Origin of the sequence: Allobosea sp. 2KB_26 (assembly GCF_052115715.1) — a bacterium.
Lineage (GTDB): Bacteria > Pseudomonadota > Alphaproteobacteria > Rhizobiales > Beijerinckiaceae > Allobosea.
Genome location: NZ_JBFRHE010000007.1, coordinates 270,608 through 292,507, shown reverse-complemented (window position 1 = coordinate 292,507; position 21,900 = coordinate 270,608). Strand labels below are relative to the sequence as shown.

Sequence of the window (21,900 nt, the reverse complement as noted above, 5' to 3'; positions counted from 1 at the left end):
CGAGCCGCTGGTGCAGGCTACCGGGAGGCACGCTATCACGAGGGATGAGCGCCTCCTCCCTGTTCTGGTTTCGCGACGATCTGCGCCTCGCCGACAATCCGGCTCTTTGCGCAGCTGCGGCGCATGGCCCCGTCCTTTGCCTCTACATCCTCGACGAATCGCCGGAACGGCGCGTCCTGGGCGGCGCAGCGCGCTGGTGGCTGTCACGCTCGCTTGCCGCGCTCGCTGAAGACCTGGGCGCGCGCGGCTGCAGGCTCATCCTGATGCGGGGAGACCCTGCCGCGCTGATTCCCATGGTCGTGGCCGCGACAGGCGTCGACCTCGTCACCTGGAATCGTCGCTATGAGGCCGCCGCCATTGCGCTTGATTCGGAGCTGAAGCGTGAACTGACCCAGGCTGGCACCGCTGTCGCGAGCTACAATGCAAGCCTGCTCAACGAGCCCTGGCAGGTCTCAACGGGCTCCGGCACGCCCTTCAAGGTCTTCACGCCCTATTGGCGCGCAGTCCGGGCCCGCGGCGAACCGGCAGCTCCAGCGCTAGCCCCCACTCAGCTGAGACCGCTGCCTCTCCCCGAATCGCTGAAAGCGCTTGCCCTCGATCATGAGAGGCTGATGCTGGAACCGACCGCCCCCGATTGGGCTGGAGACATGCGCAAGGCATGGATACCGGGCGAGCCCGGTGCCAGGGACGCCCTCACCTCGTTCCTCGGCGAAGCGATCGCCGGGTATGGCGAGGGGCGCAACCGCCCCGACAAGATCTCGACCTCGCGTCTCTCTCCGTATCTGCGCTTCGGTGAAATCGGGCCCCGCCAGATCTGGCACGCGACGCTGGCAGCCCGGCATGCAGGAGAAATCCCGGGCAGCCCCGACGATGTAGAAAAATTTCTCTCGGAGATCGGCTGGCGTGAATTCTCCTACCACCTGCTCTTCCATCACCCCGACCTGGCGACGCAGAACTTCAACTCCCGCTTCGACGCCTTTCCATGGCGACAGGACGACGCCGCGCTGCACGCATGGCAACGCGGGCTGACAGGCTATCCGATCGTCGATGCCGGCATGCGCGAACTCTGGACGACCGGCTGGATGCATAACCGCGTGCGGATGATCGTCGCGTCCTTCCTGATCAAGCACCTGCTCATCGACTGGCGCGAGGGCGAGCGCTGGTTCTGGGACACTCTCGTTGACGCCGACCCCGCCAATAATCCCGCGAGTTGGCAATGGATTGCGGGATCGGGCGCCGATGCCGCTCCCTATTTCCGCATCTTCAACCCAGTGACGCAGGGCGAGAAATTCGACCCCCGCGGCGCCTATGTCCGACGCTGGATCCCGGAGCTCGGTCAGCTTCAGGACTCGGAGATCCATAGCCCCTGGACGGTTCCGACCGGTAAGCTCGCAGCCGTTGGCGTCCGGCTCGGAGAAACCTATCCGCACCCGATCGTCGATCTCGGTTTTGGTCGGCAACGGGCGCTCGCCGCCCTTGCGTCGTTGGGGCGCGAATAAACGTGCGGCATGAGCGCTGGCGTTGCGACCACCGCATTTCCGGGTGGCAGCTGGAGCTGATCGTCGCCAGTATGCGAGCCTTGCGCCCGCTGCGTCGATGCTCGCTTCCGCGTCCGCAGCGACCTCCGCACCGATTCTATGGAGATGTGTCAGATCGCGTTTGCGAAAACCACCGGACGGCGCCGGCGGAAGCAGCCGGCGCGAGCCTGAGTGATGCGGGCCCTCACCCTTCGAGCGCGAGCACAGCAAAACTCGCGAGCCAGTGCTCGCCCATATAGTCGCCGGCGATATGGGGAAGCCCGGCCGTCAGGTGCCGTGCGGCGGCGTCCTCTACCAAGGCCCGGCGCGAATCGCCGGGCGGCAGCGCCGCGGAGAGCGAGCGCCAGCACCATGCCCGGCTGAGGTTCAGACCATCGAGATGGGCGATCTTGCCATCCGTGCGATCGCTGACAGTCGCCGGCCGGAACAGGGTTTCCGGTGCGCTGTCGGCAAGCCTGGGCAGAAAGCGGTCGAACCAGGGCAGGAACTCATCCCCCGACAGGAGGCGCCTCATGCATTCCGCCTCGATCAGCGCGGAGGACAGGAAGTCGTCGCCGCTCGGCTCGCCCCAGGCCGGGCAATCCGTATCCCCGCCGTACCAGCGTCTGCCGGTGTCGCGCAGCAGCGCCATCAAGGCGTCGTCCCGCGTCACCGCGGCATAGTCAGCCGCCATCCTGAGGCCGAAGGCCGTATTGAAATGCGTGCCCACGCGGACCGGATAGGTCGCAAGCGGGAGGAAGTCGCGGAAGCGCTGAGCGAAAGCGTCCGCCAGTGGCGTGAGCACCTGCGACCGGCGCTGGTCGTCATGCAGGTGCAGTTCTTCGGCCAGTTTCAGAAGCCATGCCCAGCCATAGGGCCGCTTGAAGCCGCGCGCCCTCGGTGAGGCAAGATAGGCGCACTCGACCGCGATCTTGTCGGCGACGAACTGCTCGTCGAACAGCGCGCGAATATCCGCGGCATGCGGAAGGCTCGGGAAGCGGCGCAGCAGGCGTGCCAGCATCCAGTAGCTGTGAACGCAGGAATGCCAGTCATAGCTGCCGTAGAAGACCGGATGGAGATCACGCGGCGTCCGGGCGTCCTCGGGACCGGCCAGGACATGGTCAGGCTTGTTGGGATATTCGCGCCGGACGTGCCCCAGCGCAATGGCGGCAAAACGTGCAGCCAGTTCAGGCGTAAGATCAGATCGTGTCATCGGCATTCCCTTCGATTGTCACGGCGCGGCCGGAGACACCGGTGACCGGACGATCCTTGCGTGATCGTGCGAGCAGCGCCTCGAGCAGGCGCGGCATGATGTAGATCGGCAGCTGAACCGCCGCGAAGTAAAGCGCCATCCGCGGGGTTGCTGCCGCACCGAGCGCCGACCAGACCAGACCGACATTGCGGTTTCCGAGAATCAGGCCGACGGCCAGACGTTCGCGCAGGCCCCCCGGCAGCACCAGGGCCCCGCCGAGCTGCATGCCGAGATTGCAGGCGAAGGCAAGCGCCAGGCAGATGATGGCCACCTGCGGATCACTCTCGATCTGGCTGCGCATGCCGGCCATGGTCGCCAGAGCGAAGACCAGCAACGCTGCGACAGTGATGCCGTCCACCACGGCGCCATGGACCGCCAGCGCGGCCGCGGCGTACCGCCTCAGGATGAGCGCGACGCCTTCAGCCCCTCCGATCAGCAGCGCAAGCCTCAGCGCGAGGTCGAGAGGCGCGACGGAGAGTCCGCCGAACCAGCTTGCCAGCAGTGGTATGGTGATAGGCGCCAACGCCATGGACAGGAGAGTGACGACCAGCGGCACCGCCCCATCCAGCCCCAGCATTCTCGCGACCGCCGCGGTGCCGCTCGACGGTGGCGCGGATACGGCCAGAACCAGCGCCAATGCCAGTTCCGGGGCAAGGCCGGTCAGGTGCGCGGCGATGCCGGCGAGGATCGGGCATGCGATCATCACGACGCAGGGCAGGAAGACCGACAGCGAGGGACGTCGGATCACGGCGAACACTGCGATCATGTCGATCCGCAGCAGCGTCCCGAGCACGATCAGGAAGATCGCCGCCGGCATCAGCGGGCGCGCCAGCTCGGCCAGCGCGGGAAAGATCAGCCCGAGCATGACGCCCAGCGCCAGCAATGTCGGCCCGCGCGGGATCAGGCGCGGAAGATTGGATGGCATGAGGCACGCCCGTTTGCTTTGGACGCAAACGATAAGCAAGCCCATACCCATCTTGGAAATCGATTATTGCCATGACCATAATCGCCACCATGAATTTAGCTTCGATCGATCTCAATCTCCTCGTCGCCTTCGAGGCTCTGATGGAGGAGCGCCATGTGACCCGTGCCGGGCAGCGCATCGGGTTGGCGCAGCCCTCGATGAGCAGCGCGTTAGCCCGCCTGCGGGCCCTGTTCGCCGATGACCTGCTCGTTCGGACGGCCGAAGGCATGCAGCCGACGGCCAGGGCGCTTGCCCTGGCCAGGCCGATCGGTGAGGCGCTGGAACAGATTCGCCGAACGCTGGATTCCGGGCCGGGCTTCGATCCACGCTCGGCGAGGCGGCATTTCACCATCGCGGTGACGGATTACGGCGACCTCGTCATCGTGCCGGCCCTTGTCGAAGCACTGCGGCGCGACGCGCCGGGGGTCGATCTCACCGTGCGTCCGATCACCGATGCAGTCGAAAGCCTGGCGCGGCTGGAACGCGGCGAGGTCGATGCCCTGATCGGCGGCCATCTGCCCGTCTCCTCCCGCACAACCCGGCAGTTCCTGCTGATGGAGCGCTTCACCTGCGTTCGCGATGCATCCCGCGCCGCTCCCGGCATCTCGCTCGACCGTGCTGATTTCGTGCGCCTGCCCCATGTCCTGTTCTCGTCGACGGGAGGCGATGGCTCACCGAGTGCCGTCGATGCCATTCTGTCGGAACATGGACACAAGCGCAGGGTCGCGGTCACGCTTCCGCATGTCGTGGCGGTGCCCTTTGTACTGGCAGGGACTGATCTCGTGGCGACCATGGCGGAGCGAATCGCCCGGCGCTTTGCCGACGTGGCAGGCGTGGCGATCCTTCCCCTTCCCTACGAGGTTCCGGCTTTCGCGATCGATCTCGTGCATGGACTGCGCGCGACTTCGAATCCGGCGATGCAATGGTTCGTCGATCTTATCGTCAAAACCTGCCGGACGATCTGAAACGCGCCACAATCCTCGGCCACGGCCATGACGTTGAGTCAGCGCCGGATCATTTCGCATGTCGGATACATTCCCCGCCCTCCTCACCCGCACAGCCCTGCGGGCGGACCTCGAGCGCCTCGGCCTGCAGCCCGGCGACAGCGTGATGGTCCATGCCGCGATGAGCCGCGTCGGGCAATTGCTGAACGGTCCCGATGCCTTGATCGGCGCCCTGCTCGACACAATCGGCGCTCAGGGGACGCTGCTGGCCTATACCGACTGGGACGGCGCCTATGACGACCTGCTCGACGATGAGGGCCGCGTTCCCGAAACCTGGCGCGCGCATCTCCCGCCCTTCGATCCGGCTTCGTCACGCGCCATTCGCGACAACGGCGTGCTGCCGGAATTCCTGCGCACCACCCCCGGTGCGAAGCGCAGTGGCAATCCCGGTGCTTCGGTTGCAGCACTCGGTGCCAGGGCGGACTGGATCACGCAGGATCACCCGCTCGACTATGGCTACGGCGAAGGTTCTCCGCTGGCGAAGCTCGTCTCCATCGGCGGCAAGGTTCTCATGGTCGGCGTGCCCCGCGATACGCTGACCTTGCTGCATCACGCCGAACACCTCGCGCAGATCCCGGGCAAGCGCATCCTGCGCCGGGAAGTCCCGTTCGCGACCGCATCCGGCACGCTGTGGCGCATGATCGAGGAATTCGACACGGGCGATCCCATCGTCGCCGGACTCGATGAAGATTACTTTGCCGAGATCGTCAGTGCATTCCTCGCCTCCGGAGAAGGCCGGCAGGGACAGATCGGCGCCGCAGCAAGCATCCTCGTGGACGCTGCCGCAATCACAGGTTTCGGCGTCGCCTGGCTGGAAGACCGCTTCGGCGGGCAGCCTACGCCTGCTCTCGCTTCGCCCGGCCGGTAAACCACCCGATCGCCCGGAAATAGACCGGGTACGGCAACAGGTTGATCAGCTTCACCGCCCATGACAGCCGGCGCGGAAAACTGATCTCGAAGCCGCCGCGCGCGAAGCCGTCGACGATGCGCCTTGCTGCAACGGCCTCGGTCATCAGGAACGGCATCGAGAAATCGTGCCCGCGCGTCAGCGGGGTATCGACGAAGCCCGGATTGACGACCTGAAGACGAATGCCGAGCCGGTCGCAGTCGAATTTCAGCGCCTCGCACAGGTAGATCGTCGCAGCCTTGGAAGCACCATAGGCGGCCGCTCTCGGCAGGCCGCCGAAACCGGCGATCGAGGCGTTGACCGCAATCTGGCCACGCCCCCGCGGCTTCATCCGTTCCAGCACAGCGGCCAGCCCCTTGGCTGCCCCAAGGGTGTTGACCGCCAGGGCAGCCTCGAGAGCGGCGATATCAAACACGCCGGGTCGGGTGGCAGGCGCGATGCCGGCATTCAGGAAGGCCAGCGCGATCGGCCCATGCACGCTTTCGATGGCATCGACCACCACGCGCATGGCAGCGGCATCCGTCACGTCGCCTGCATGGGCAACGATGCGGCCGGGCAATCCGGTGGCGCGTCGTGCGAGATCCTCGAGTTGTTCCAGCCGTCGCGCTGTGATCGCCACCGTCCAGCCGCGAGCGGCCAGTTCGAGTGCGACGGCCTCGCCGATGCCGGAACTCGCGCCGGTGACCCAGGCGACGCCGTCCTGCGGCTGCATGCGCGGCAATGACATGGTTTCTCCGGACGAGAGGCCCCCCGGACATACAGCCCCGCAAGTGATCGGCGCAACCTTGCCGCCCTGTCCGTCCCGCTTCTGCAGCGCCTCGATCGCTGCAATCCCCACACGGCGTCATGGCATGTGGCGCACGCCACGCAATCGGTGCAGTCTGCCGGCCGCAGCGCCAGCCGCCGATGAATCAGGACCACGACCGATGCCGACAGAATTGCTCTTCCGCCAGGACGCCTACCTGACCGAGACCCCGGCCAAGGTGGAAGCACTGAACGAGCGCGGCGGCATCGTTCTCGATCGCACGGTGTTTTACGCCACCGGCGGCGGCCAGCCGGGCGATGCCGGGCGGATCCGCCTCGCCGACGGCAGCGAGATCGCCATCGGCACCACGATCTACGACCCCGAGGACAAGAGCCGCGTCATCCATGTGCCGCTCGAAGGCCAGGCTGCTCCTCAGCCCGGCGACACCGTCACCCTGTTGCTCGACTGGGAGCGCCGCCTGAAGCGCATGCGCATCCACACGGCGCTGCACCTGCTCAGCGTCGTGCTGCCCTTCCCCGTCACCGGCGGCTCGATCGGCGATGGCGACGGCCGTCTCGATTTCGACATTCCGGAAGGCGGGCTCGACAAGGCGGAGATCGGCGAGAAGCTGAACGCGCTGATCGCCCGCAATGCCGCCGTCAGCGAGCGCTGGATTACCGACGAGGAGCTCGACGCCAATCCCGGCCTGGTCAAGACCATGTCGGTGAAGCCGCCGCGTGGATCCGGGCGTGTGCGGCTGGTCTCGATCGAGGGCATCGATCTCCAGCCCTGTGGCGGAACCCATGTCCGCAACACCTCCGAGATCGGTGTTGTCGCGATCACCGATATCGAGAAGAAGGGCAAGCAGAACAGGCGCGTGCGCATCGCGCTTGCCTGAACCCACCAGACTTCGCCTCATCAGCAGGAATTGCCAACCATGGCCAGCAACGATGTTTTCGTCTCCACCGAATGGCTCGCCGAGCGCCTGAACGCGCCCGATATCGTGGTGGTCGACGGCTCCTGGTATCTCCCCGTGCATGCCCGCGATCCCGCCGCCGAATATGCCGCACGGCGCATTCCAGGCGCGGTGCGCTTCGACATCGATACGGTGAAGGACGCCAAGTCCGATCTGCCGCATATGCTCCCGCGGCCGGATGCCTTCGCGGCCACCGTCGGCGCCATGGGCATCGGCGACGGCATGCGCATTGTCGTCTATGACGGGCTCGGCCTGTTCTCGGCCGCGCGCGTGCGTTGGACCTTCAAGACCTTCGGGGCGAAGGACGTCGTCATCCTCGAAGGCGGCTTCCCGAAATGGCAGGCCGAAGGCCGCCCGATCGAGGAAGGCCCGCCGCGTGCCCGCGCCGCCCGCACCTTCACTGCGCGGCTCGACCACTCCGCCGTGGCCGATGCCGGCGATGTCGAGCGTGCGTTGAATGGCGCTGCGATCCAGGTCGTCGACGCCCGTCCGGCCGACCGCTTCCGCGGCGAGGCGCCAGAGCCGCGCGCCGGCGTGCGCTCGGGCCATATGCCGGGTTCGCTCAACCTGCCTTTCCCGGCGATCATCGCCGAGGGCAGGCTCCGTTCGCCGGAGGCCATCGCCGCCGCCTTCACCGAGGCTGGCGTCGATCTCGACAAGCCGATGATCACCAGCTGCGGCTCCGGCGTCTCGGCCGCAATCCTCTCGACCGCGCTCGAGACCATCGGCAAGCCGGCGCGCGCCATCTATGACGGGTCCTGGGCTGAATGGGGCGCGAGCGACCGCCCGATCGCAACCGGGCCGGCCAGGAAGGGCTAACGCATCGGCCGGAAAACTGGATTGCGGTTTTCTGGGAAAGCCGGCGCAAACGCAGAAGGCTGGATCATCGGACCGGACACGAGATCTGATCCGATGATCTGAGAAAACGCTGGAGCTTGACTCAGTAAGTCGCTCTGCCGCCTGACAGATCGAAAATGCCACCGGTCGAGAAGGAGCATTCGTCGGAGGAGAGCCAGAGCACCATTCTGGCCACCTCCTCGATCTCGACGAAGCGGCCCATCGGGATACGGCCGAGGATGTCGGCGCGGCGCTCGGCCGAGATTTCCTTGGCCATCGCGGTCTCGGCAGCGGCCGGCGTGAGCGCAGTCACGATGATGCCGTCGCGTGCGGTTTCCTTGGCGACGCTCTTGGTCAGCGCGATCAACCCGGCTTTGGAGGCGCTGTAGGCGGCCGCCATCGCCATGCCTTCCTTGCCTTGGATCGAAGCAATGTTGACGACATGGCCACGCAGCGGATGCGGGTTCTGCGCGGTGTGGCGCGCTGCTTGTGCCCGCATCCGCCCAACGACCGCCCGGGTCACGAGATAGGCGCCGAACAGGTTCACCTGCAGCACGCGCTGAAAATTCTCCGGCGAGGTTTCCCAGACCGGTTTGACCTCGCCGAGCACACCGGCATTGTTGACGAGGATATCGACCCGGCCGCCGGAAAAGACGGTATCGGCGGCATGTTCGACCGCCGCCACATTCGTGATGTCGACCTCACGGACGCTGACAGTTGGGCCGAGTTCCGACCTTGCCTGCGCCAGCGCCGATGCGCTCATGTCCCAGAGTTCGACCTCGGCGCCGGCATCCATCAGCGCCTTGGCCATGCCACGCCCGAGCCCACCAGCCCCACCGGTGATGATCGCGCGGCGCCCGCCGAAGTCGTAGGTCGCAGTCATTAGCCCGCACTCCAGGCAGTCTTGGTTCGGGTGATCTGGTGACGATAGAGCCCTAGATCGAATGGCCCCTCGCCGCCAAGCGCCGTGAGTTTCTCAGCTGCCAGCTCAGCCTTGGCCAGGCTAACGAACTCCGCCTCGTCTCCCCAGCCTTCGAGCAGCAGCACCCAGCGTGGGACGGCATTGGCGACGCCGCGTGCCTTCTGCTCGGCGGTGGCGACGCCGCTCGCCTCGGCATCGGCGGTGAGCACATGCACGCCGGCGACGCCTGGTCGCGACAGCAGATCGGGAACGAACTGCCGAAGCAAGGCTGCCTTGTGCTCTGCCGCCTGGGCCTCCGGCACATCATAGCGCAGCGTCGCGATCAGCCCACCCTGCGCCGGCCCGGCGCTATGCGCCACCCGGCAGATCGAGCGGGCGACCGAGCGGAAATGCTTCACCGCGGCAAGGGTCCAGGGCGTCGGCGCATTCACGCGTGCCGTATAATCCTGTCCCTTCAGGACCTCGACGCTGAGCGCCTCGTAAAGATTGAAGAATTCGAGACCGGCCTCGATCGCGGCATAACGCCGGCCGCGCAGGAATCCCGGAATGCCGACGCGTTCCGGCATATGCTCCTGGCCATGCCAGGCATAGAAGACCTCGCGCCCTTCCGGGGCGATGTCGTGCCAGATCGCGACCGCCCCTTCTCCCGCCAAACTCATGATCGCTCCCTCGCCAGCCATCGCAGGGCCCGTTGACTCGGCCTGTCCCGGCTCATATACGAAATCAAATTCCGAAATGGAATGCTATTCCAAAAAGAAGAAATTAAGGGTGGAACGGTGACGATCGCAGCGGTGGACCGCGCGCTGAAGATGCTGGAAATGCTGTCGGGAGAACCCGCCGGCATCGATCTCGGCGCGCTTGCCGAGCGGCTCGACCTGCCGGCGAGCGCAACCCACCGTCTGCTGACGACCTTCGCCGAGCGCGGCTTTGTCGCGCAGGATCCGGCAAGTGGCGCCTACGCGCTGACCCTGAAGCTCTCGCTCCTCGCCTTCCGCAATCTCGACCTTCGCCACCTGCCCGATGCCGGTCAGATCGTGCTCGACCGGCTCGCCCAGGCGACAGGTGAGTATTGCCGCCTGGCCGTGGTCGAAGGGGAGAATCTGGTCTGGATCGCCCGTTCGCAGGGCGCGACCGCCGGCCTGCGCTACGAGCCGCCAATGGGCTCGGAGATCGTCCTGCATGCCACGGCGACCGGTAAAGCCTGGCTCGCCTCCCTGCCCGAAGACGAGGCGCTTCGCATCGTTTGCGCGCGCGGCTTTCAGGCCGAGGGCCGCACCGGACCGAACGCCGTCACCGGCGTCGAAGCCTTGCGCAGCCATCTCGCCGAGACGCGCCGGCGCGGCTTTGCGCTCGCCGTGGAGGAAGGCGAAATCGGCACGGTGGCGATGGCGACGACCTTCCGCTCCGGGCCAGGCACAGAGGCGCCGATCGCCGGCACATTGAGCGTCGCCGGCCCCGCAGCCCGGATGCAGGCCGAGCGCCACGGTGCGATTGCCGACGCCCTAGAGAGGGCCGCGGCCGAGATGGCGGAGATCTGGCCGCTGCGCCGTCGCCAGAGCTCCTCACTGCATAACCCTTCGCTGAATGGGCGGCCCAATCCCCTTCTCCAGACAGGAGCCCAGGCATGAGCAACGACGGCGCCATCGCGCCTGCCGCGGCGTCCTCCGCGACATCTGTTCCGGCCACCGGACATGCGCGTGCCTGGGTTTCCGCCATCGCCTGGCCCCTCGCCAGCTTTGCCGTGCTGCTGCTCGCCTGGCAGTGGTTCGTGCCGATGGCCGGCATCCCGGAATACATCCTGCCGGTGCCGAGCGCCTTCTTCGAGCGGCTCTGGATCGACCGGGCCCTGATCGCCCAGCACACGCTGGTGACCGCCAACGAGATCGTGCTCGGCTTCCTGATGGCGGCGGTGATCTCGATCCCGCTCGGCTACATCATCGTCTCCGTGAAGATCCTGGAGAAGGCGATCTACCCGGTCATCGTCTTCTTCCAGCTTGTGCCGAAGATCGCGATCGCGCCGCTTTTCGTCGTCTGGTTCGGCTTCGGCCTGTTCCCGAAGGTGCTGCTGACCTTCCTGCTCTGCTTCTTCCCGACACTGGTCGCCAGCATGACCGGCTTCAGGGCGCTCGACGAGCGGGTGCTCTACCTGACCCGCTCGATGGGCGCCTCGGCCTGGCAGACCTTCCGCTATGTCCGGGTGCCGGCAGCGCTGACCTATATCTTCTCCGGCCTGAAGGTCTCTGCCGTCTTCGCCGCAACCGGCGCCATCGTCGGCGAGTTCGTCGGCGCCAATGCCGGCCTCGGCTATCTGCTGCTGCGCGGCACCAGCTTCCTCGACATGCCGCTGATCTTCGCCTGCCTCGTTGCGCTCAGCCTCGTCGGCATTGTCTTCAGCTATCTCGTCGACGGGCTCGAAGTGCTGCTGATGCCCTGGCAGCGAAAGGGCTGACCTATCCAAGACCAAGAAATGCCCGGCTCCAACCAGGGCACCGGACAATGATCATGGGAGGAACCAACATGAACCGCCGCAGTCTCATCGCCGCCGCAACACTGATCGCGCTCAGCACAACGACGGCCTTCGCCCAAAGCGCGGGAAAGCCGATGAAGATCACGCTCAATTTCCTTGCCGCAGCGCCCAATGCCGGCTTCATGATGGCCAAGCAGCTCGGTCTCTACGAGAAGGCCGGCATCAACCTGACCATCGAGGAAGGCAAGGGCTCGGGCACCACGGCGCAGATGGTTGCAACCGGCCAGACCGATATCGGCTTCGCCGACGCGCCGGCCGCGATGCAGCTGCGCACCAAGGGCGCACCGGTGAAGATCATCGCCCCGGTGCTGCAGACCAACGGCTTTGCCATCATCTCGCTCGAGGAGAGCAATATCGCCTCGCCCAAGGATCTGATCGGCAAGAAGGTCGCGGTCCAGCCCGGCACCGCCCAGACGACGCTGCTCGATGCGATCCTGGCCAGCAACCAGATCGACAAGACCAAGCTCGACATCATCAACATCGATCCTGGCGCCTTTGTCGGGGCGCTGCTGGAAAAGAAGGTCGACGCCATCCTCGGCGGGGCCGATTTCCATTCGATCCAGATTCGCGAGCGCGGCTTCAAGGTGCGCGACATCTTCTATCGCGATGTCGGCGTGCCGACCGTCGGCCTCTCGATGATCGCGCGCGACGACCGGATCAAGGCCGATGCCGATCTGTTCAAGAAATTCGTCGAGGCGAGCCTTCAGGGCTGGGACGCCGCCCGCAAGAACCCCGACGCTGCGGCCGATGCCGTGGTGGCGCAATTCCCTTCGGTGAAGAAGGCGCAGGTGCTCGCGCAGTTCGACGTCGTCAACAAGCTGCTCTGCGCACCGGGAGCGACGTCGCTCGGCAAGGTGCCGGAGAAGAACTGGACCGTCAGCTTCGACCTGCTGACGCAATATCTCGGCCTGCCCAAGGACAAGCCGATCACCGACTATTACTCGACCGAGCTGCTGCCGGCCTCGGCACCGGCCTGTTCCTGAGGTCTCCATGAGCCTCGCGACCCAGTGCTCGGGTTCCGGCGCCGCCTCCATCCAGGGGCGCGGCGTCATCAAGACCTTCGGCGGCTTCACCGCCGTCGACGGTCTCACCCTCGATATCCGGAGCGGCGAATTCGTCAGCCTGATCGGCCCTTCCGGCTGCGGCAAGAGCACGTTCATGCTCATGGCGGCCGGCCTGATGCAGGTCAGCGCAGGCGAATTGCTGGTCGACGGTCGGACACTGACCGAGCCACTCACCGATATCGGCATCGTCTTCCAGGACCACCTGCTGCTGGAGTTCCGGACCGCTCTGGAGAACGTCATGCTCCAGGCCGAGATCCGCGGCCTGCCGCTGGCGCCGGCACGCGAGCGTGCACTCGATCTCTTCGCCAAGCTCGGCATCTCGCATGCGGTCGATCGCTATCCGAAACAGCTCTCCGGCGGCATGCGCCAACGCGTCTCGATCGCCCGGGCGCTGATCCACAATCCCTCGGTGCTGATGATGGATGAGCCCTTTGGCGCGCTGGACGCCATCACCCGCACGCAGATCCGGCACGACCTCGAAATGCTCTGGCTGGAAACCGGCAAGACGGTCGTGTTCATCACCCACAGCATCGACGAGGCGATCGGCCTTTCCGACCGCGTGCTGGTGATGTCGCCGACGCCCGGGCGCATCGTCGATGAGATCGCAATCGAGCTGCCGCGGCCACGCCCCGCCCATCTCGGCGACTACCCGAGCTTCAACGCCTATGCCGACCGCATCCACGACGCCTTCAGGCGTTTTGGCGTGATTAAGTATTGAGGCTTGCCAGCGACGCCCATCGGACTAGCCTCCCGGAGGGAAGGAGCCTTCCGATGGCCGAACACGATCACCCGCATTCGCACGACCATGACGAGCCGCGCTGGAAACATGACGGCGTGCGCGTCATCACCGGCGACAAGCTCGATCCCAACACCGCCCAGACGCCTGGCATGTTCCGTCAGGCTGCGATCAACCACGCCCGGGTCGGCGCGCAGAAGATCTGGGCCGGCACGGTCTCGATCCAACCCAATGCCAAGACCGGCGTGCATCATCATGGCGCACTGGAAAGCGTGATCTATGTCGTGCGCGGCAAGGCCCGCATGCGCTGGGGCGAGCGGCTCGAATTCGTGGCGGAGGCCGGGCCGGGCGATTTCATCTATGTGCCGCCCTTCGTGCCGCACCAGGAGATCAACGCCAATCCGGACGAGCCGCTCGAATGCGTGCTGGTGCGCTCCGACAACGAGGCCGTGGTGGTCAACATCACCGATGTCGACCCGGTCGAGGCGCCGGAAGAGGTCTACTGGATCGACCCGATCCACAAGCACCCACCGGGCGGCAGCTCCCGAGACTAACAGCCGACCTCGAAATCGCCGGGCTGAGCGGGCGCGATCGGCGTGAACAGCGTGCGGTCGGGCTTCAGGTCGAGCAGCGGCGTCCCGTCGAGACAATCGAGCCCACGGACCAGCAGTACCGCCCCCTCCCGGGCCGCCAGCGTGACGATCGAGGTGCCGATCGGATTGGGCCTGACGGGCGAGCGCAGCGCGAAAGTGCCGTGGGTCTGCCCGTCGCTTGCTGGGCTCTGGAGCACCAGGTCGCGCCGGGACTGGTGCAGCCAGTACAGCACCTCCAGGCGCTCGAAGCGCTCGATACCGGCAAGCGCCGCATCCCAGGGCTCGAACAGCTCGATCCGGCAGAGCGGCCCATCGGCCCGCCCCTGGCGCGGGCAGGTCAACCGGGACGTCCACGGCGTGCGGAGGCGGCCGATGAAGACCAGCCCGGCATCGCTCGCCACGGGCGGCGCGACCTCGTTCTCGCGCACCATCGCGATCAGTCGATCGCGACCATCACGTCGGAGGCCTTCACCACGGCATAGGCCTGCTGCCCGACCGTGAGCTTGAGTTCGTCGACCGCTGCGTTGGTGATGGCCGAGGTCACGATCGCTCCGCCGATGTCGATGCGCACATGGGCGGTCGTCGCGCCCTTCGTGATCTCGACGATCTTTCCCTTGAGCTGATTACGGGCGCTGATCTTCACGAGCTTTCTCCTCAGCAGGTCCGAAGGGCCATCCCCTCAGGCATGGTGATTGACACGGCTCTCGACGCCACGCAACGATCGCTATATTCCACGATGCACAGCGATTGCGATTTCGAGGGGACGCGACCATGACAACCCGCCGCCACGTACTCGGCCTTGCCGCAGCCTTCCTTTTCGGAATGGCCACTGTCTCCGGACCGGCCCAGGCACAGGGCAAGGAGCTCGTCATTTTCGCGGCCGCGAGCCTCAAGAATGCGCTCGACGAGGCCGCGGCGAACTGGGTCAAGGAAAGCGGCAAGCCCGCGCCAAAGATCTCCTATGCCGCGAGCAACGCGCTCGCCAAGCAGATCGAACAGGGGGCGCCGGCCGATATCTTCATGTCGGCGGATCTCGACTGGATGGATTACGCGGCCTCGAAGAACCTGATCAAGCCTGACACCCGCGTCAGCCTGCTGGCCAACCGGATCGCGCTCATCGCCGCCAAGGATTCGGCTACCAAGGTCGAGCTGAGGCCTGGCGTCGATCTGGCGACCGTGCTCGGCTCCGGCCGGCTCGCCATGGGCAATGTCGATTCCGTGCCTGCTGGCAAATACGGCAAGGCTGCGCTCGAGAAGCTCGGCGGCTGGGACAAGATCAAGGACAAGGTGGCACAGGCCGACAACGTTCGTGCCGCCCTGCTGCTGGTCTCACGCGGCGAGGCACCGCTCGGCATCGTCTACACCACCGACGCCGCCGCCGACCCGCAGGTCAAGGTTGTCGCCACCTTCCCCGAGGACTCGCACCCGCCGATCATCTATCCGGTCGCGGTGACGAAGGACTCGGTCAATGCTGACGCCCAATCCTTCCTGACCTATCTGCGCGGCTCCGCGGCAAAGGGCTCCTTCGAGAAGCAGGGCTTCACGGTGCTGAACAAGGCTGCCAGCTCTTCGTGAGCGACTGGCTGTCCCCCGAGGAGTGGACGGCGGTCAGGCTCAGCCTGCTTGTCGCAACGACGGCCACGATCGCGAGCCTGCCGATCGGCATCGCGATCGCGTTCCTGCTGGCGCGAGGCCGTTTCTGGGGTAAGTCGCTCCTGGACGCCCTCGTGCATCTGCCGCTGATCATGCCGCCCGTCGTGACCGGCTACCTGCTGCTGATCGGGTTCGGACGGCGCGGCCCGATCGGGCAGTTCCTCTATGACTGGTTCGGCATCGTCCTTTCCTTCCGCTGGACCGGTGCCGCGCTTGCCGCCGCCGTGATGGGCTTTCCGCTGATGGTGCGCGCGATCCGGCTCTCGATCGAGGCCGTCGATCATAAGCTGGAGGATGCCGCCGGCACCCTTGGCGCCAGTCCGCTCTGGGTCTTCCTCGCCGTGACCTTGCCGCTGTGCCTGCCCGGCATCGTCGTCGGCATGATCCTGAGCTTCGCCAAGGCGATGGGAGAGTTCGGCGCAACCATCACCTTCGTCTCGAACATCCCCGGCGAGACCCAGACCCTGCCCTCGGCGATCTACACTTTCACGCAGGTGCCGGGAGGCGAGGCCGGAGCCATGCGGCTGACGCTGATCTCGATTGCCATATCCGTCATCGCACTGTTTGCCTCCGAGGCGATGGCGCGTTTTGTCGGGCGCCGGATCGCGATCGAATGACACCGGCTCTCGATATCGCGGTCGAGCATCGGCTCGGGAACTTCCTGCTCGACGCCCGCTTCACTGCGGATGGCGGACTGACGGCTCTCTTCGGGCGCTCCGGCTCGGGCAAGACCTCTCTGGTCAATGTCATCGGCGGCCTGATCCGCCCGACACGTGGCCGGGTCGTCGTCGCCGGCGAAACCCTGGTCAATACCGACCGCGGCATCTTCGTCCCCAAACATCGCCGCCGGATCGGCTATGTCTTCCAGGAAGCGCGGCTGTTCCCGCATCTCACCGTCCACCAGAACCTGCTCTTCGGCCGCTGGTTCGCCCGGCACCAGGGCCATGACGGCACCGAGATTGCGAACGTGCTCGAACTGCTCGGCATTGGCCATTTGCTGGAGCGCCGCCCCGCGGGGCTCTCCGGCGGCGAGAAGCAGCGTGTGGCGATCGGCCGAGCCCTGCTGGCAAGGCCGCGCCTGCTCCTGATGGACGAGCCGCTCGCTTCGCTCGACGAAGCGCGCAAGGCCGAGATTCTGCCCTATATCGAGCGGTTGCGTGACGAGATGGGCCTGCCGATCGTCTATGTCTCGCATTCGGCAGCCGAAGTCGCACGCCTTGCGACGAACCTGGTCATCGTCGACCAGGGCCTGGTCAAAGCGTCGGGTCCGACGGCAGAGGTGATGTCGCGGCTCGATGTCGCAATGTTGCCTGGAGCGCCGGAGGCGAGCGCCGTTCTCGACGCCGAGGTCACGGCTCTCGACCCTGTCCATCACCTGGCAACGCTGTCGACCCAGGCAGGCCGCCTCTTTGTCTCACGCCCCGGCCTGCGCGCGGGAGCGCGGCTGCGCGTCCGCATTCTCGCCAGCGACGTGCTGCTCAGCCTCAAGCCGCTGGAAGGCATCAGTGCGCTCAATGTGCTCCATGGTACCATTGTCGAGATTGGCATGGAGCGCGGAACGGACGGAGCTGCCATCGACCTGCGCATCGATTGCAATGGCGTCATGCTCGTTGCCCGGCTGACCACGAAATCGGTGACCCAACTTGGCCTGAAGCCGGGCAGCCCGATCTTTGCGGTCATCAAGAGCGTCTCGGTCGACGCACCCTGACAATGTCCAGCTGCACGCCAGAGGCTGGCAGTGCCATTGCGCTATAGTTCGGCATATATGGCTGCGCGGCGGGAAACGACGATGCAGGCCTGACCGAAGCCGGCTAGACTGGTCGCGCAACAAGGACGCCTGAATGCCCGAGACGCCGCTGCCCCCCTCCGTCGAACTCAGCCTCAGGCTCGACTTCTCGCCCGGAGGCCGGCTCGGTCCGGGCAAGGTCGAGTTGCTGGAAGCTGTCGAGCAGACGGGCTCGATTTCTGCCGCGGGACGGGCGATGACCATGTCCTACCGCCGCGCCTGGCTGCTGGTGGACGAACTCAACAGAATGTTCCGGCAACCGCTGGTGGAAGCCCAGCCCGGTGGCAGCAAGGGCGGCGGAGCGCATTTGACGCCTCTTGGCCGCGAAGTCGTGGCGCATTACCGCGCTGTCGAGAGCAAGGCGCTGAAGGCGGGCAATCTTCATATCGAAGCCTTGCGCGGGCTCATCGACGAGCGGGGCGGCACGTCTTGAAGCGAGAACGGCGCACGGTCGAACTGACCGCGCGCCGTGGAAAGCAGGCCTCAGGGCTCAGCGTTCGATCATCTTGTTCCAGCGGCTGTTCCATTCCGGGCGCTTGGCATTGATCGCATCCCAGTCCAGCGTCACCGCGGTCTTCATGTTGGCGTGGAAGGCCTTGAGCTTCTCCTCTGCCTCCGGTGTCGTGGCCTTTGCCTTGGTGTTGGACGGCACGACGTTGCCGGCCGCAAGCGCCTTGCTCTGCGCATCGGCAGAAAGCAGATAGGCCGCCAGCTTCTGTGCCAGCTCCGGCTCGGAGTTGTTGGCGATGACGCATTGCGCCACCATCAGCACGACGGACCCTTCCTTCGGCTGGGCGTATTCCGCCGCAATGCCCTTTTCCTTGAGGGTCGCGACCGCCGTCGGCGTCAGCGGGAAGATCGCAGCTTCGCCGGTCTGGACCATTTCCGAGATCTTGGCCGAGCTCGGGATGAACTCGAGCACGTTCTTGCCGATCAGTTCGCGGAACTTGTTGAAGCCCGGCTCGACATTGGTCTCGTTGCCGCCCTGGATCCGGTTGAACATCAGGAAAGCGTGCAGACCGAAGGAGGACGCCGAGGCCGACTGGAACACGACCTTGCCCTTGAACTTCGGGTCGGCGAGATCCATCCACGAGGTCGGCGCAGCCCAGCCCTTCTCGTCGAACATCTTCTTGTTATAGGCGAGCCCGGTCATGCCGAGGTCGATGCCGACCGCCATGTCGTCCTTCATCCGGGTGCCCTGAGCAAGCTCGGCCAGCTCCGGACCGGGCTTCAGCTTTTCGCAGAGGCCGGCGCCGATCGCGCGCACCATGACGCCGTCATCGAGGAACATCACATGCATCTGCGGCTTGTCCTTGGCCGCAGTCGCCTTGGCCAGGATGTCCGAGGAGGTGCCGGGCACGACGACGATCTTGACGTCGTTCGCTTTCTCGAACTCGGGGAAGACGGCCTGCGTGAAGGTGCGTTCGAAATTGCCGCCATTCATGCCGACATAGAGCGTCTTGGACTGCGCCAAGGCGGCGCCGGAGGCGACGACGGCGAAGGCGGCGACAGTGCTCGCCAAAGCGGTGCGGCGGTTGATCATGAACGTGTCTCCCTTGGGTGTTGTGGCTCTGATGCTTCTCCCGCACCCGAGCCTCGGTCTGTGCGGGTCGAAATCGGAACGGGCGCGAAGCGTCCGATCGTGAAGGCGTCGATGGGCGTCGTGCTGCGCCCGTCGCGAACGAGTTCGGCGAGGACCTCGCCGACGCCGGGTGCGATCTGAAAGCCGGCCCCGGTGAAGCCGAAGGCGTGGATCAGGCCGGGTGTCGTCAGGCTCAGCCCGATCACCGGGTTGTGGTCAGGTATCGCTCCCTCGGTGCCGCTCCAGAAGCGGATGGCATGAGCGTGGCGCAGGCCCGGGAAGAGTTCGGCCGCCCGGTTCATGATGGCAAGCGCTCCCTCGCCGCGTGGGCGCGAGAAATCGGGATCGTCCAGGGGCAAGGCGCGTTCGCCGCCGACGACGCAATTGCCGCGCTCGACCTGCCGGGCATAGATGCCGCCGCCCTCCATGCCGATATTGGCGGTCATGATCGCCTCGAGCGGCTCGGTGACCACCATCGAGGGATAGATGCGCGCAAGCGGCACGCTCTCGCCAAAGGCCGCAGCGAAGCTGTCCGCCCAGGCGCCCGCGCTGTTGATGACGAAACGCGCGCTCAGCGAAAGATCATCGCCCGCTTCCAGCGCGAAACCCGCACCGTTGCGCGTTACGCCCTTCACCGGCGTGTTCTCCAGCACATGGACACCGGCACGGCGCGCTGCGCTGGCAAAGCCGGTCGAGACCAGTCGCGGATTGGCATGGCCGTCGCCGGCGCAGAAGGAGGCGCCGACCACGTCGCCGCCGACCCAGCCGAAGCGCTCGCGCAGGCCGTTATGGCCAATCAGCTCGAGGCCGAGCCCCTGTCCGGCAACCACCTCGGCATAGGCTTCAAGTGCAGCCATGTCGGCCTCGTCGCGCGCGAGCTTGAGGTGGCCGGAGCGCAGGAACTCGCCATCGATGCCGATCAACGCCTGCAGCCGCGGCCAGATGGCATGCGCGCGCTGAGAAAGCGGCAATTGCTCGAGCGGCCGTCCCTGGCGACGCACGCCGCCATAGTTTACGCCGCTCGCCTGCGCGCCACAAAAGCCCTTGTCGAGCAGCGCCACCGACATGCCCATGCCGCGCAGCGCGAGAGCCGCCGAACTGCCGACCAGGCCACCGCCGATGATGGCGACATCGACATCAAGACGCCGGCTCATTCCGCGGCCTCCGCACCACCGGTTGCGGCCATCGTCAGCGCGAGGGGGATCGGCTTGACCGGCGCCTGGCTCCGCAGCCGGCCGACGGCGTCGATTCCCCGGCCGGTCTCTCCGGCTAGAATCTCGGCCGCCACGCTGCCGCAGATCCGTCCCTGGCAACGGCCCATGCCAATCCGGCTAACGGCCTTCAGCCGGTTGAGTTCGCTGATCTCGAAATTGCCGACGGCGCGGCGAACCTCGCCAGCGCTGATCTCTTCGCAGCGGCAGACGGGGGTCTCGTCGGCAATGTCCTTCGCCCAATGCGCCGGGAACGGGAACGCGGATTCGAGGACATTGCGGAAGCGGCCGATGCGGGACAGCGCGCGCTCGATCGCCACGGCGCGCTCAGGGGCATGCGCCAAGCCGCGATCCTCGAGCAGGGCTAGCCCGGCGCGCTCGCCCGCAAGCTCCGCAGCATCTGCCCCTGCAATGGCGGCTCCGTCACCCGCGAGATAGACCCCTGGCACGCTGCCACGACCGCCCGCATCGCTTTCGGGGAGCCAGGCACGGTCACGCTGGTCGAACCGGAAGCGGCAACCGGCGAGATCGGCGAGCTGGGTTTCCGAGCGCAGCGCCAGGCCGTAGCCGATGCCATCGCAGGAGAGCGTCCGCGAGCGCGAGCCCTGGCGCCACATGATCGCCTCGACGCGCCTGTCCCCTTCGACCCGGACATCCTCCACGCCATAATGCAGCGCGACGCCGCGCAGCCTGAGTTCGGCCGTCATCCGCATGCCGCGCAAGATGACCGCAGGTTCGAGCGTAAGGCCGCGCAGCAGGTTGAACTTCGCGTTGAAAGGAGCGGTATCCAGCACCGCGGCGACGTCGACGCCAGCCTTCAAATACTGCCAGGCGACGAGATAGAGCAGCGGCCCGGAGCCGAGGAAGACGACGCGCGAGCCAATCGCGCAGCCTTGCCCCTTCAGTGCGATCTGGGCACCACCGAGGGTGAAGACGCCCGGCAGGGTCCAGCCCGGCATCGGCAGGATGCGATCGGTCGCGCCGGTCGCCAGGATCAACCCGTCATAGGCGATCTTCCTGCTGGTTCCGGCGACCGCGACATCGGCCTTGCCGTCCCGCAGGTTCCAGAGCAGCGCCTGCGGCCAGTAATCGAGCCGCCCGGCAAGGGCGGCGAAATCGCGGTGGAGCGTCTCGGCCTTCGACGCTTCGGAGCCATAGAGCGCCGTGCTGCTGCGTTCGTCGGCAACCAGCCTCTGGCGATAGATCTGGCCGCCGCTGGCAGGCGCCTCGTCGACCACGAGCGGACGCAGGCCGGCCTTGACCAGTGTCTCGGCGGCCCGGACGCCGGCGGGCCCGGCGCCAACGATTAGCGGTTGCGCAGGCGCCGTCACGCCGCCCTCCCCTTGGCTGTCACGATCCGCATGCCGGCGGCGAGCGCCGTGGTGCAGGCGCGCAGGCGTTCTCCGCCTTCGAGACGGACCCAGCAATCCTGGCAGGCGCCCATCTGGCAGAAGCCGGCGCGCGGCGAGGCCGAGAACTCGCTCACCCGCAGCACCTCGCTGCGATTGAGGATGGCGGTCAGCACGGTGTCTCCGGCCCGCCCCTCGCAAGGCTCGCCGTCGAGAATGAAGGCGATGACCGGGTGGCTCTTGCGTGCGATGCGGTGAAGCAGTGGCATCGGTCC

25 protein-coding genes are annotated in these 21,900 nt (G+C 66.3%); 14 read left to right on the top strand and 11 right to left on the bottom strand.

Translation table 11 applies throughout. From position 1 onward, the window contains the following. The first annotated feature begins 44 nt into the window (after positions 1–44). Positions 45–1,499, top strand: a complete 1,455-nt coding sequence (locus AB4099_RS20475; protein ID WP_441479405.1) for a cryptochrome/photolyase family protein — start codon at positions 45–47, stop codon at positions 1,497–1,499. Between the two features lie 223 nt (positions 1,500–1,722). On the opposite strand, the gene AB4099_RS20470 is transcribed toward AB4099_RS20475, so the two are convergent. Together AB4099_RS20470 and AB4099_RS20465 are read right to left on the bottom strand one after the other, a co-directional pair. Continuing rightward, a complete protein-coding gene (locus AB4099_RS20470) occupies positions 1,723–2,730 on the bottom strand; it encodes a DUF2891 domain-containing protein (protein WP_441479404.1) in 1,008 nt (335 codons plus the stop codon). After that, positions 2,717–3,694, bottom strand: coding sequence for a hypothetical protein (locus AB4099_RS20465; RefSeq protein ID WP_441479403.1), 978 nt, complete (start codon positions 3,692–3,694; stop codon positions 2,717–2,719). Before AB4099_RS20465 ends, AB4099_RS20470 begins: the two co-directional genes overlap by 14 nt. Before the next feature lie 89 nt (positions 3,695–3,783). Between AB4099_RS20465 and AB4099_RS20460 the strand changes: the two genes are divergently transcribed. Together AB4099_RS20460 and aac(3) are read left to right on the top strand one after the other, a co-directional pair. Beyond that, on the top strand, positions 3,784–4,698 hold the full coding sequence (locus AB4099_RS20460) for a LysR family transcriptional regulator (protein ID WP_441479402.1): 915 nt from the start codon (positions 3,784–3,786) through the stop codon (positions 4,696–4,698). Between the two features lie 58 nt (positions 4,699–4,756). Next, positions 4,757–5,605 carry an aminoglycoside 3-N-acetyltransferase gene (gene aac(3), locus AB4099_RS20455; protein WP_441479401.1) on the top strand — a complete coding sequence of 283 codons (849 nt, stop codon included), beginning with the start codon at positions 4,757–4,759 and terminating at the stop codon, positions 5,603–5,605. Here the strand turns inward: aac(3) and AB4099_RS20450 are convergent. Beyond that, entirely contained in the window at positions 5,574–6,371 is a 798-nt protein-coding gene (locus tag AB4099_RS20450; protein ID WP_441479400.1) for an SDR family NAD(P)-dependent oxidoreductase, read from the bottom strand. The genes aac(3) and AB4099_RS20450 overlap by 32 nt on opposite strands. A gap of 199 nt (positions 6,372–6,570) precedes the next feature. Between AB4099_RS20450 and AB4099_RS20445 the strand changes: the two genes are divergently transcribed. Then, the gene (locus tag AB4099_RS20445) at positions 6,571–7,287 is read left to right on the top strand and encodes an alanyl-tRNA editing protein (protein ID WP_441479399.1); all 717 of its coding nucleotides are present in this window, start codon (positions 6,571–6,573) and stop codon (positions 7,285–7,287) included. A 39-nt stretch (positions 7,288–7,326) separates the two neighbouring features. Then, the gene (gene sseA / locus AB4099_RS20440) at positions 7,327–8,184 is read left to right on the top strand and encodes a 3-mercaptopyruvate sulfurtransferase (protein WP_113519118.1); all 858 of its coding nucleotides are present in this window, start codon (positions 7,327–7,329) and stop codon (positions 8,182–8,184) included. Between the two features lie 121 nt (positions 8,185–8,305). On the opposite strand, the gene AB4099_RS20435 is transcribed toward sseA, so the two are convergent. Then, positions 8,306–9,085: an SDR family NAD(P)-dependent oxidoreductase gene (locus AB4099_RS20435; protein WP_113519119.1), complete on the bottom strand. Its 780-nt coding sequence runs from the start codon at positions 9,083–9,085 to the stop codon at positions 8,306–8,308. Continuing rightward, positions 9,085–9,783 (bottom strand): hypothetical protein, encoded by a 699-nt coding sequence (locus AB4099_RS20430; protein ID WP_113519141.1) that lies wholly within the window; start codon positions 9,781–9,783, stop codon positions 9,085–9,087. Before AB4099_RS20430 ends, AB4099_RS20435 begins: the two co-directional genes overlap by 1 nt. Positions 9,784–9,900: 117 nt before the next feature. On the opposite strand from AB4099_RS20430, the gene AB4099_RS20425 reads away from it, so the two are divergent. The 5 genes from AB4099_RS20425 to AB4099_RS20405 all read left to right on the top strand — a co-directional run bounded on the left by AB4099_RS20425 (position 9,901) and on the right by AB4099_RS20405 (position 14,005). Next, entirely contained in the window at positions 9,901–10,752 is an 852-nt protein-coding gene (locus tag AB4099_RS20425; RefSeq protein WP_441479398.1) for an IclR family transcriptional regulator, read from the top strand. Then, positions 10,749–11,573 (top strand): ABC transporter permease, encoded by an 825-nt coding sequence (locus AB4099_RS20420; protein ID WP_084651665.1) that lies wholly within the window; start codon positions 10,749–10,751, stop codon positions 11,571–11,573. The genes AB4099_RS20425 and AB4099_RS20420 overlap by 4 nt, the downstream gene beginning before the upstream one ends. 68 nt (positions 11,574–11,641) lie before the next feature. Beyond that, the gene (locus AB4099_RS20415) at positions 11,642–12,634 is read left to right on the top strand and encodes an ABC transporter substrate-binding protein (RefSeq protein ID WP_069882686.1); all 993 of its coding nucleotides are present in this window, start codon (positions 11,642–11,644) and stop codon (positions 12,632–12,634) included. 7 nt (positions 12,635–12,641) lie between these two features. Then, positions 12,642–13,433, top strand: a complete 792-nt coding sequence (locus AB4099_RS20410) for an ABC transporter ATP-binding protein (RefSeq protein WP_441479397.1) — start codon at positions 12,642–12,644, stop codon at positions 13,431–13,433. Positions 13,434–13,486: 53 nt separating this feature from the next. Beyond that, complete coding sequence (locus tag AB4099_RS20405; protein WP_441479396.1) at positions 13,487–14,005, top strand: cupin domain-containing protein; 519 nt, start codon at positions 13,487–13,489, stop codon at positions 14,003–14,005. Here the strand turns inward: AB4099_RS20405 and tsaA are convergent. Then, entirely contained in the window at positions 14,002–14,475 is a 474-nt protein-coding gene (gene tsaA, locus AB4099_RS20400; RefSeq protein ID WP_441479395.1) for a tRNA (N6-threonylcarbamoyladenosine(37)-N6)-methyltransferase TrmO, read from the bottom strand. The genes AB4099_RS20405 and tsaA overlap by 4 nt on opposite strands. Before the next feature lie 5 nt (positions 14,476–14,480). Beyond that, positions 14,481–14,687: a TOBE domain-containing protein gene (locus AB4099_RS20395; protein ID WP_441479394.1), complete on the bottom strand. Its 207-nt coding sequence runs from the start codon at positions 14,685–14,687 to the stop codon at positions 14,481–14,483. Positions 14,688–14,815: 128 nt separating this feature from the next. Between AB4099_RS20395 and modA the strand changes: the two genes are divergently transcribed. From modA to AB4099_RS20375, 4 genes are all read left to right on the top strand, one after another. Further along, positions 14,816–15,619, top strand: a complete 804-nt coding sequence (gene modA / locus AB4099_RS20390) for a molybdate ABC transporter substrate-binding protein (protein ID WP_441479393.1) — start codon at positions 14,816–14,818, stop codon at positions 15,617–15,619. Further along, positions 15,616–16,314 (top strand): molybdate ABC transporter permease subunit, encoded by a 699-nt coding sequence (gene modB / locus AB4099_RS20385; RefSeq protein WP_441479392.1) that lies wholly within the window; start codon positions 15,616–15,618, stop codon positions 16,312–16,314. Before modA ends, modB begins: the two co-directional genes overlap by 4 nt. Next, positions 16,311–17,405, top strand: coding sequence for a molybdenum ABC transporter ATP-binding protein (gene modC / locus AB4099_RS20380; protein ID WP_441479391.1), 1,095 nt, complete (start codon positions 16,311–16,313; stop codon positions 17,403–17,405). Before modB ends, modC begins: the two co-directional genes overlap by 4 nt. A gap of 133 nt (positions 17,406–17,538) precedes the next feature. Continuing rightward, positions 17,539–17,916 carry a winged helix-turn-helix domain-containing protein gene (locus AB4099_RS20375; protein ID WP_441479390.1) on the top strand — a complete coding sequence of 126 codons (378 nt, stop codon included), beginning with the start codon at positions 17,539–17,541 and terminating at the stop codon, positions 17,914–17,916. Positions 17,917–17,973: 57 nt separating this feature from the next. Here the strand turns inward: AB4099_RS20375 and AB4099_RS20370 are convergent, their stop codons facing one another. From AB4099_RS20370 to AB4099_RS20355, 4 genes are read right to left on the bottom strand one after another with little or no spacing between them, the layout of a single operon-like run. Next, positions 17,974–19,026 carry an ABC transporter substrate-binding protein gene (locus AB4099_RS20370; RefSeq protein ID WP_441479389.1) on the bottom strand — a complete coding sequence of 351 codons (1,053 nt, stop codon included), beginning with the start codon at positions 19,024–19,026 and terminating at the stop codon, positions 17,974–17,976. Beyond that, positions 19,023–20,219, bottom strand: a complete 1,197-nt coding sequence (locus AB4099_RS20365) for an NAD(P)/FAD-dependent oxidoreductase (RefSeq protein WP_113519129.1) — start codon at positions 20,217–20,219, stop codon at positions 19,023–19,025. The genes AB4099_RS20370 and AB4099_RS20365 overlap by 4 nt, the downstream gene beginning before the upstream one ends. Then, positions 20,216–21,607: an FAD/NAD(P)-dependent oxidoreductase gene (locus AB4099_RS20360; RefSeq protein ID WP_441479388.1), complete on the bottom strand. Its 1,392-nt coding sequence runs from the start codon at positions 21,605–21,607 to the stop codon at positions 20,216–20,218. Before AB4099_RS20360 ends, AB4099_RS20365 begins: the two co-directional genes overlap by 4 nt. Then, positions 21,604–21,894, bottom strand: coding sequence for a (2Fe-2S)-binding protein (locus AB4099_RS20355; RefSeq protein ID WP_113519131.1), 291 nt, complete (start codon positions 21,892–21,894; stop codon positions 21,604–21,606). Before AB4099_RS20355 ends, AB4099_RS20360 begins: the two co-directional genes overlap by 4 nt. Between the last annotated feature and the right edge of the window lie 6 nt (positions 21,895–21,900).

What these genes read in the sequence shown, in the direction of transcription:
- AB4099_RS20445 (WP_441479399.1), top strand. Translation starts at nt 6,571, where the DNA reads ATGCCGACAGAATTGCTCTTCCGCCAGGACGCCTACCTGACCGAGACC.
- modA (WP_441479393.1), top strand. Translation starts at nt 14,816, where the DNA reads ATGACAACCCGCCGCCACGTACTCGGCCTTGCCGCAGCCTTCCTTTTC.
- AB4099_RS20420 (WP_084651665.1), top strand. Translation starts at nt 10,749, where the DNA reads ATGAGCAACGACGGCGCCATCGCGCCTGCCGCGGCGTCCTCCGCGACA.
- AB4099_RS20465 (WP_441479403.1), bottom strand. Translation starts at nt 3,694, where the DNA reads ATGCCATCCAATCTTCCGCGCCTGATCCCGCGCGGGCCGACATTGCTG.
- AB4099_RS20405 (WP_441479396.1), top strand. Translation starts at nt 13,487, where the DNA reads ATGGCCGAACACGATCACCCGCATTCGCACGACCATGACGAGCCGCGC.
- AB4099_RS20375 (WP_441479390.1), top strand. Translation starts at nt 17,539, where the DNA reads ATGCCCGAGACGCCGCTGCCCCCCTCCGTCGAACTCAGCCTCAGGCTC.
- AB4099_RS20365 (WP_113519129.1), bottom strand. Translation starts at nt 20,219, where the DNA reads ATGAGCCGGCGTCTTGATGTCGATGTCGCCATCATCGGCGGTGGCCTG.
- AB4099_RS20460 (WP_441479402.1), top strand. Translation starts at nt 3,784, where the DNA reads ATGAATTTAGCTTCGATCGATCTCAATCTCCTCGTCGCCTTCGAGGCT.
- AB4099_RS20430 (WP_113519141.1), bottom strand. Translation starts at nt 9,783, where the DNA reads ATGAGTTTGGCGGGAGAAGGGGCGGTCGCGATCTGGCACGACATCGCC.
- AB4099_RS20415 (WP_069882686.1), top strand. Translation starts at nt 11,642, where the DNA reads ATGAACCGCCGCAGTCTCATCGCCGCCGCAACACTGATCGCGCTCAGC.
- AB4099_RS20370 (WP_441479389.1), bottom strand. Translation starts at nt 19,026, where the DNA reads ATGATCAACCGCCGCACCGCTTTGGCGAGCACTGTCGCCGCCTTCGCC.
- AB4099_RS20355 (WP_113519131.1), bottom strand. Translation starts at nt 21,894, where the DNA reads ATGCCACTGCTTCACCGCATCGCACGCAAGAGCCACCCGGTCATCGCC.
- tsaA (WP_441479395.1), bottom strand. Translation starts at nt 14,475, where the DNA reads ATGGTGCGCGAGAACGAGGTCGCGCCGCCCGTGGCGAGCGATGCCGGG.
- AB4099_RS20410 (WP_441479397.1), top strand. Translation starts at nt 12,642, where the DNA reads ATGAGCCTCGCGACCCAGTGCTCGGGTTCCGGCGCCGCCTCCATCCAG.
- AB4099_RS20470 (WP_441479404.1), bottom strand. Translation starts at nt 2,730, where the DNA reads ATGACACGATCTGATCTTACGCCTGAACTGGCTGCACGTTTTGCCGCC.
- AB4099_RS20475 (WP_441479405.1), top strand. Translation starts at nt 45, where the DNA reads ATGAGCGCCTCCTCCCTGTTCTGGTTTCGCGACGATCTGCGCCTCGCC.
- AB4099_RS20450 (WP_441479400.1), bottom strand. Translation starts at nt 6,371, where the DNA reads ATGTCATTGCCGCGCATGCAGCCGCAGGACGGCGTCGCCTGGGTCACC.
- modC (WP_441479391.1), top strand. Translation starts at nt 16,311, where the DNA reads ATGACACCGGCTCTCGATATCGCGGTCGAGCATCGGCTCGGGAACTTC.
- sseA (WP_113519118.1), top strand. Translation starts at nt 7,327, where the DNA reads ATGGCCAGCAACGATGTTTTCGTCTCCACCGAATGGCTCGCCGAGCGC.
- AB4099_RS20435 (WP_113519119.1), bottom strand. Translation starts at nt 9,085, where the DNA reads ATGACTGCGACCTACGACTTCGGCGGGCGCCGCGCGATCATCACCGGT.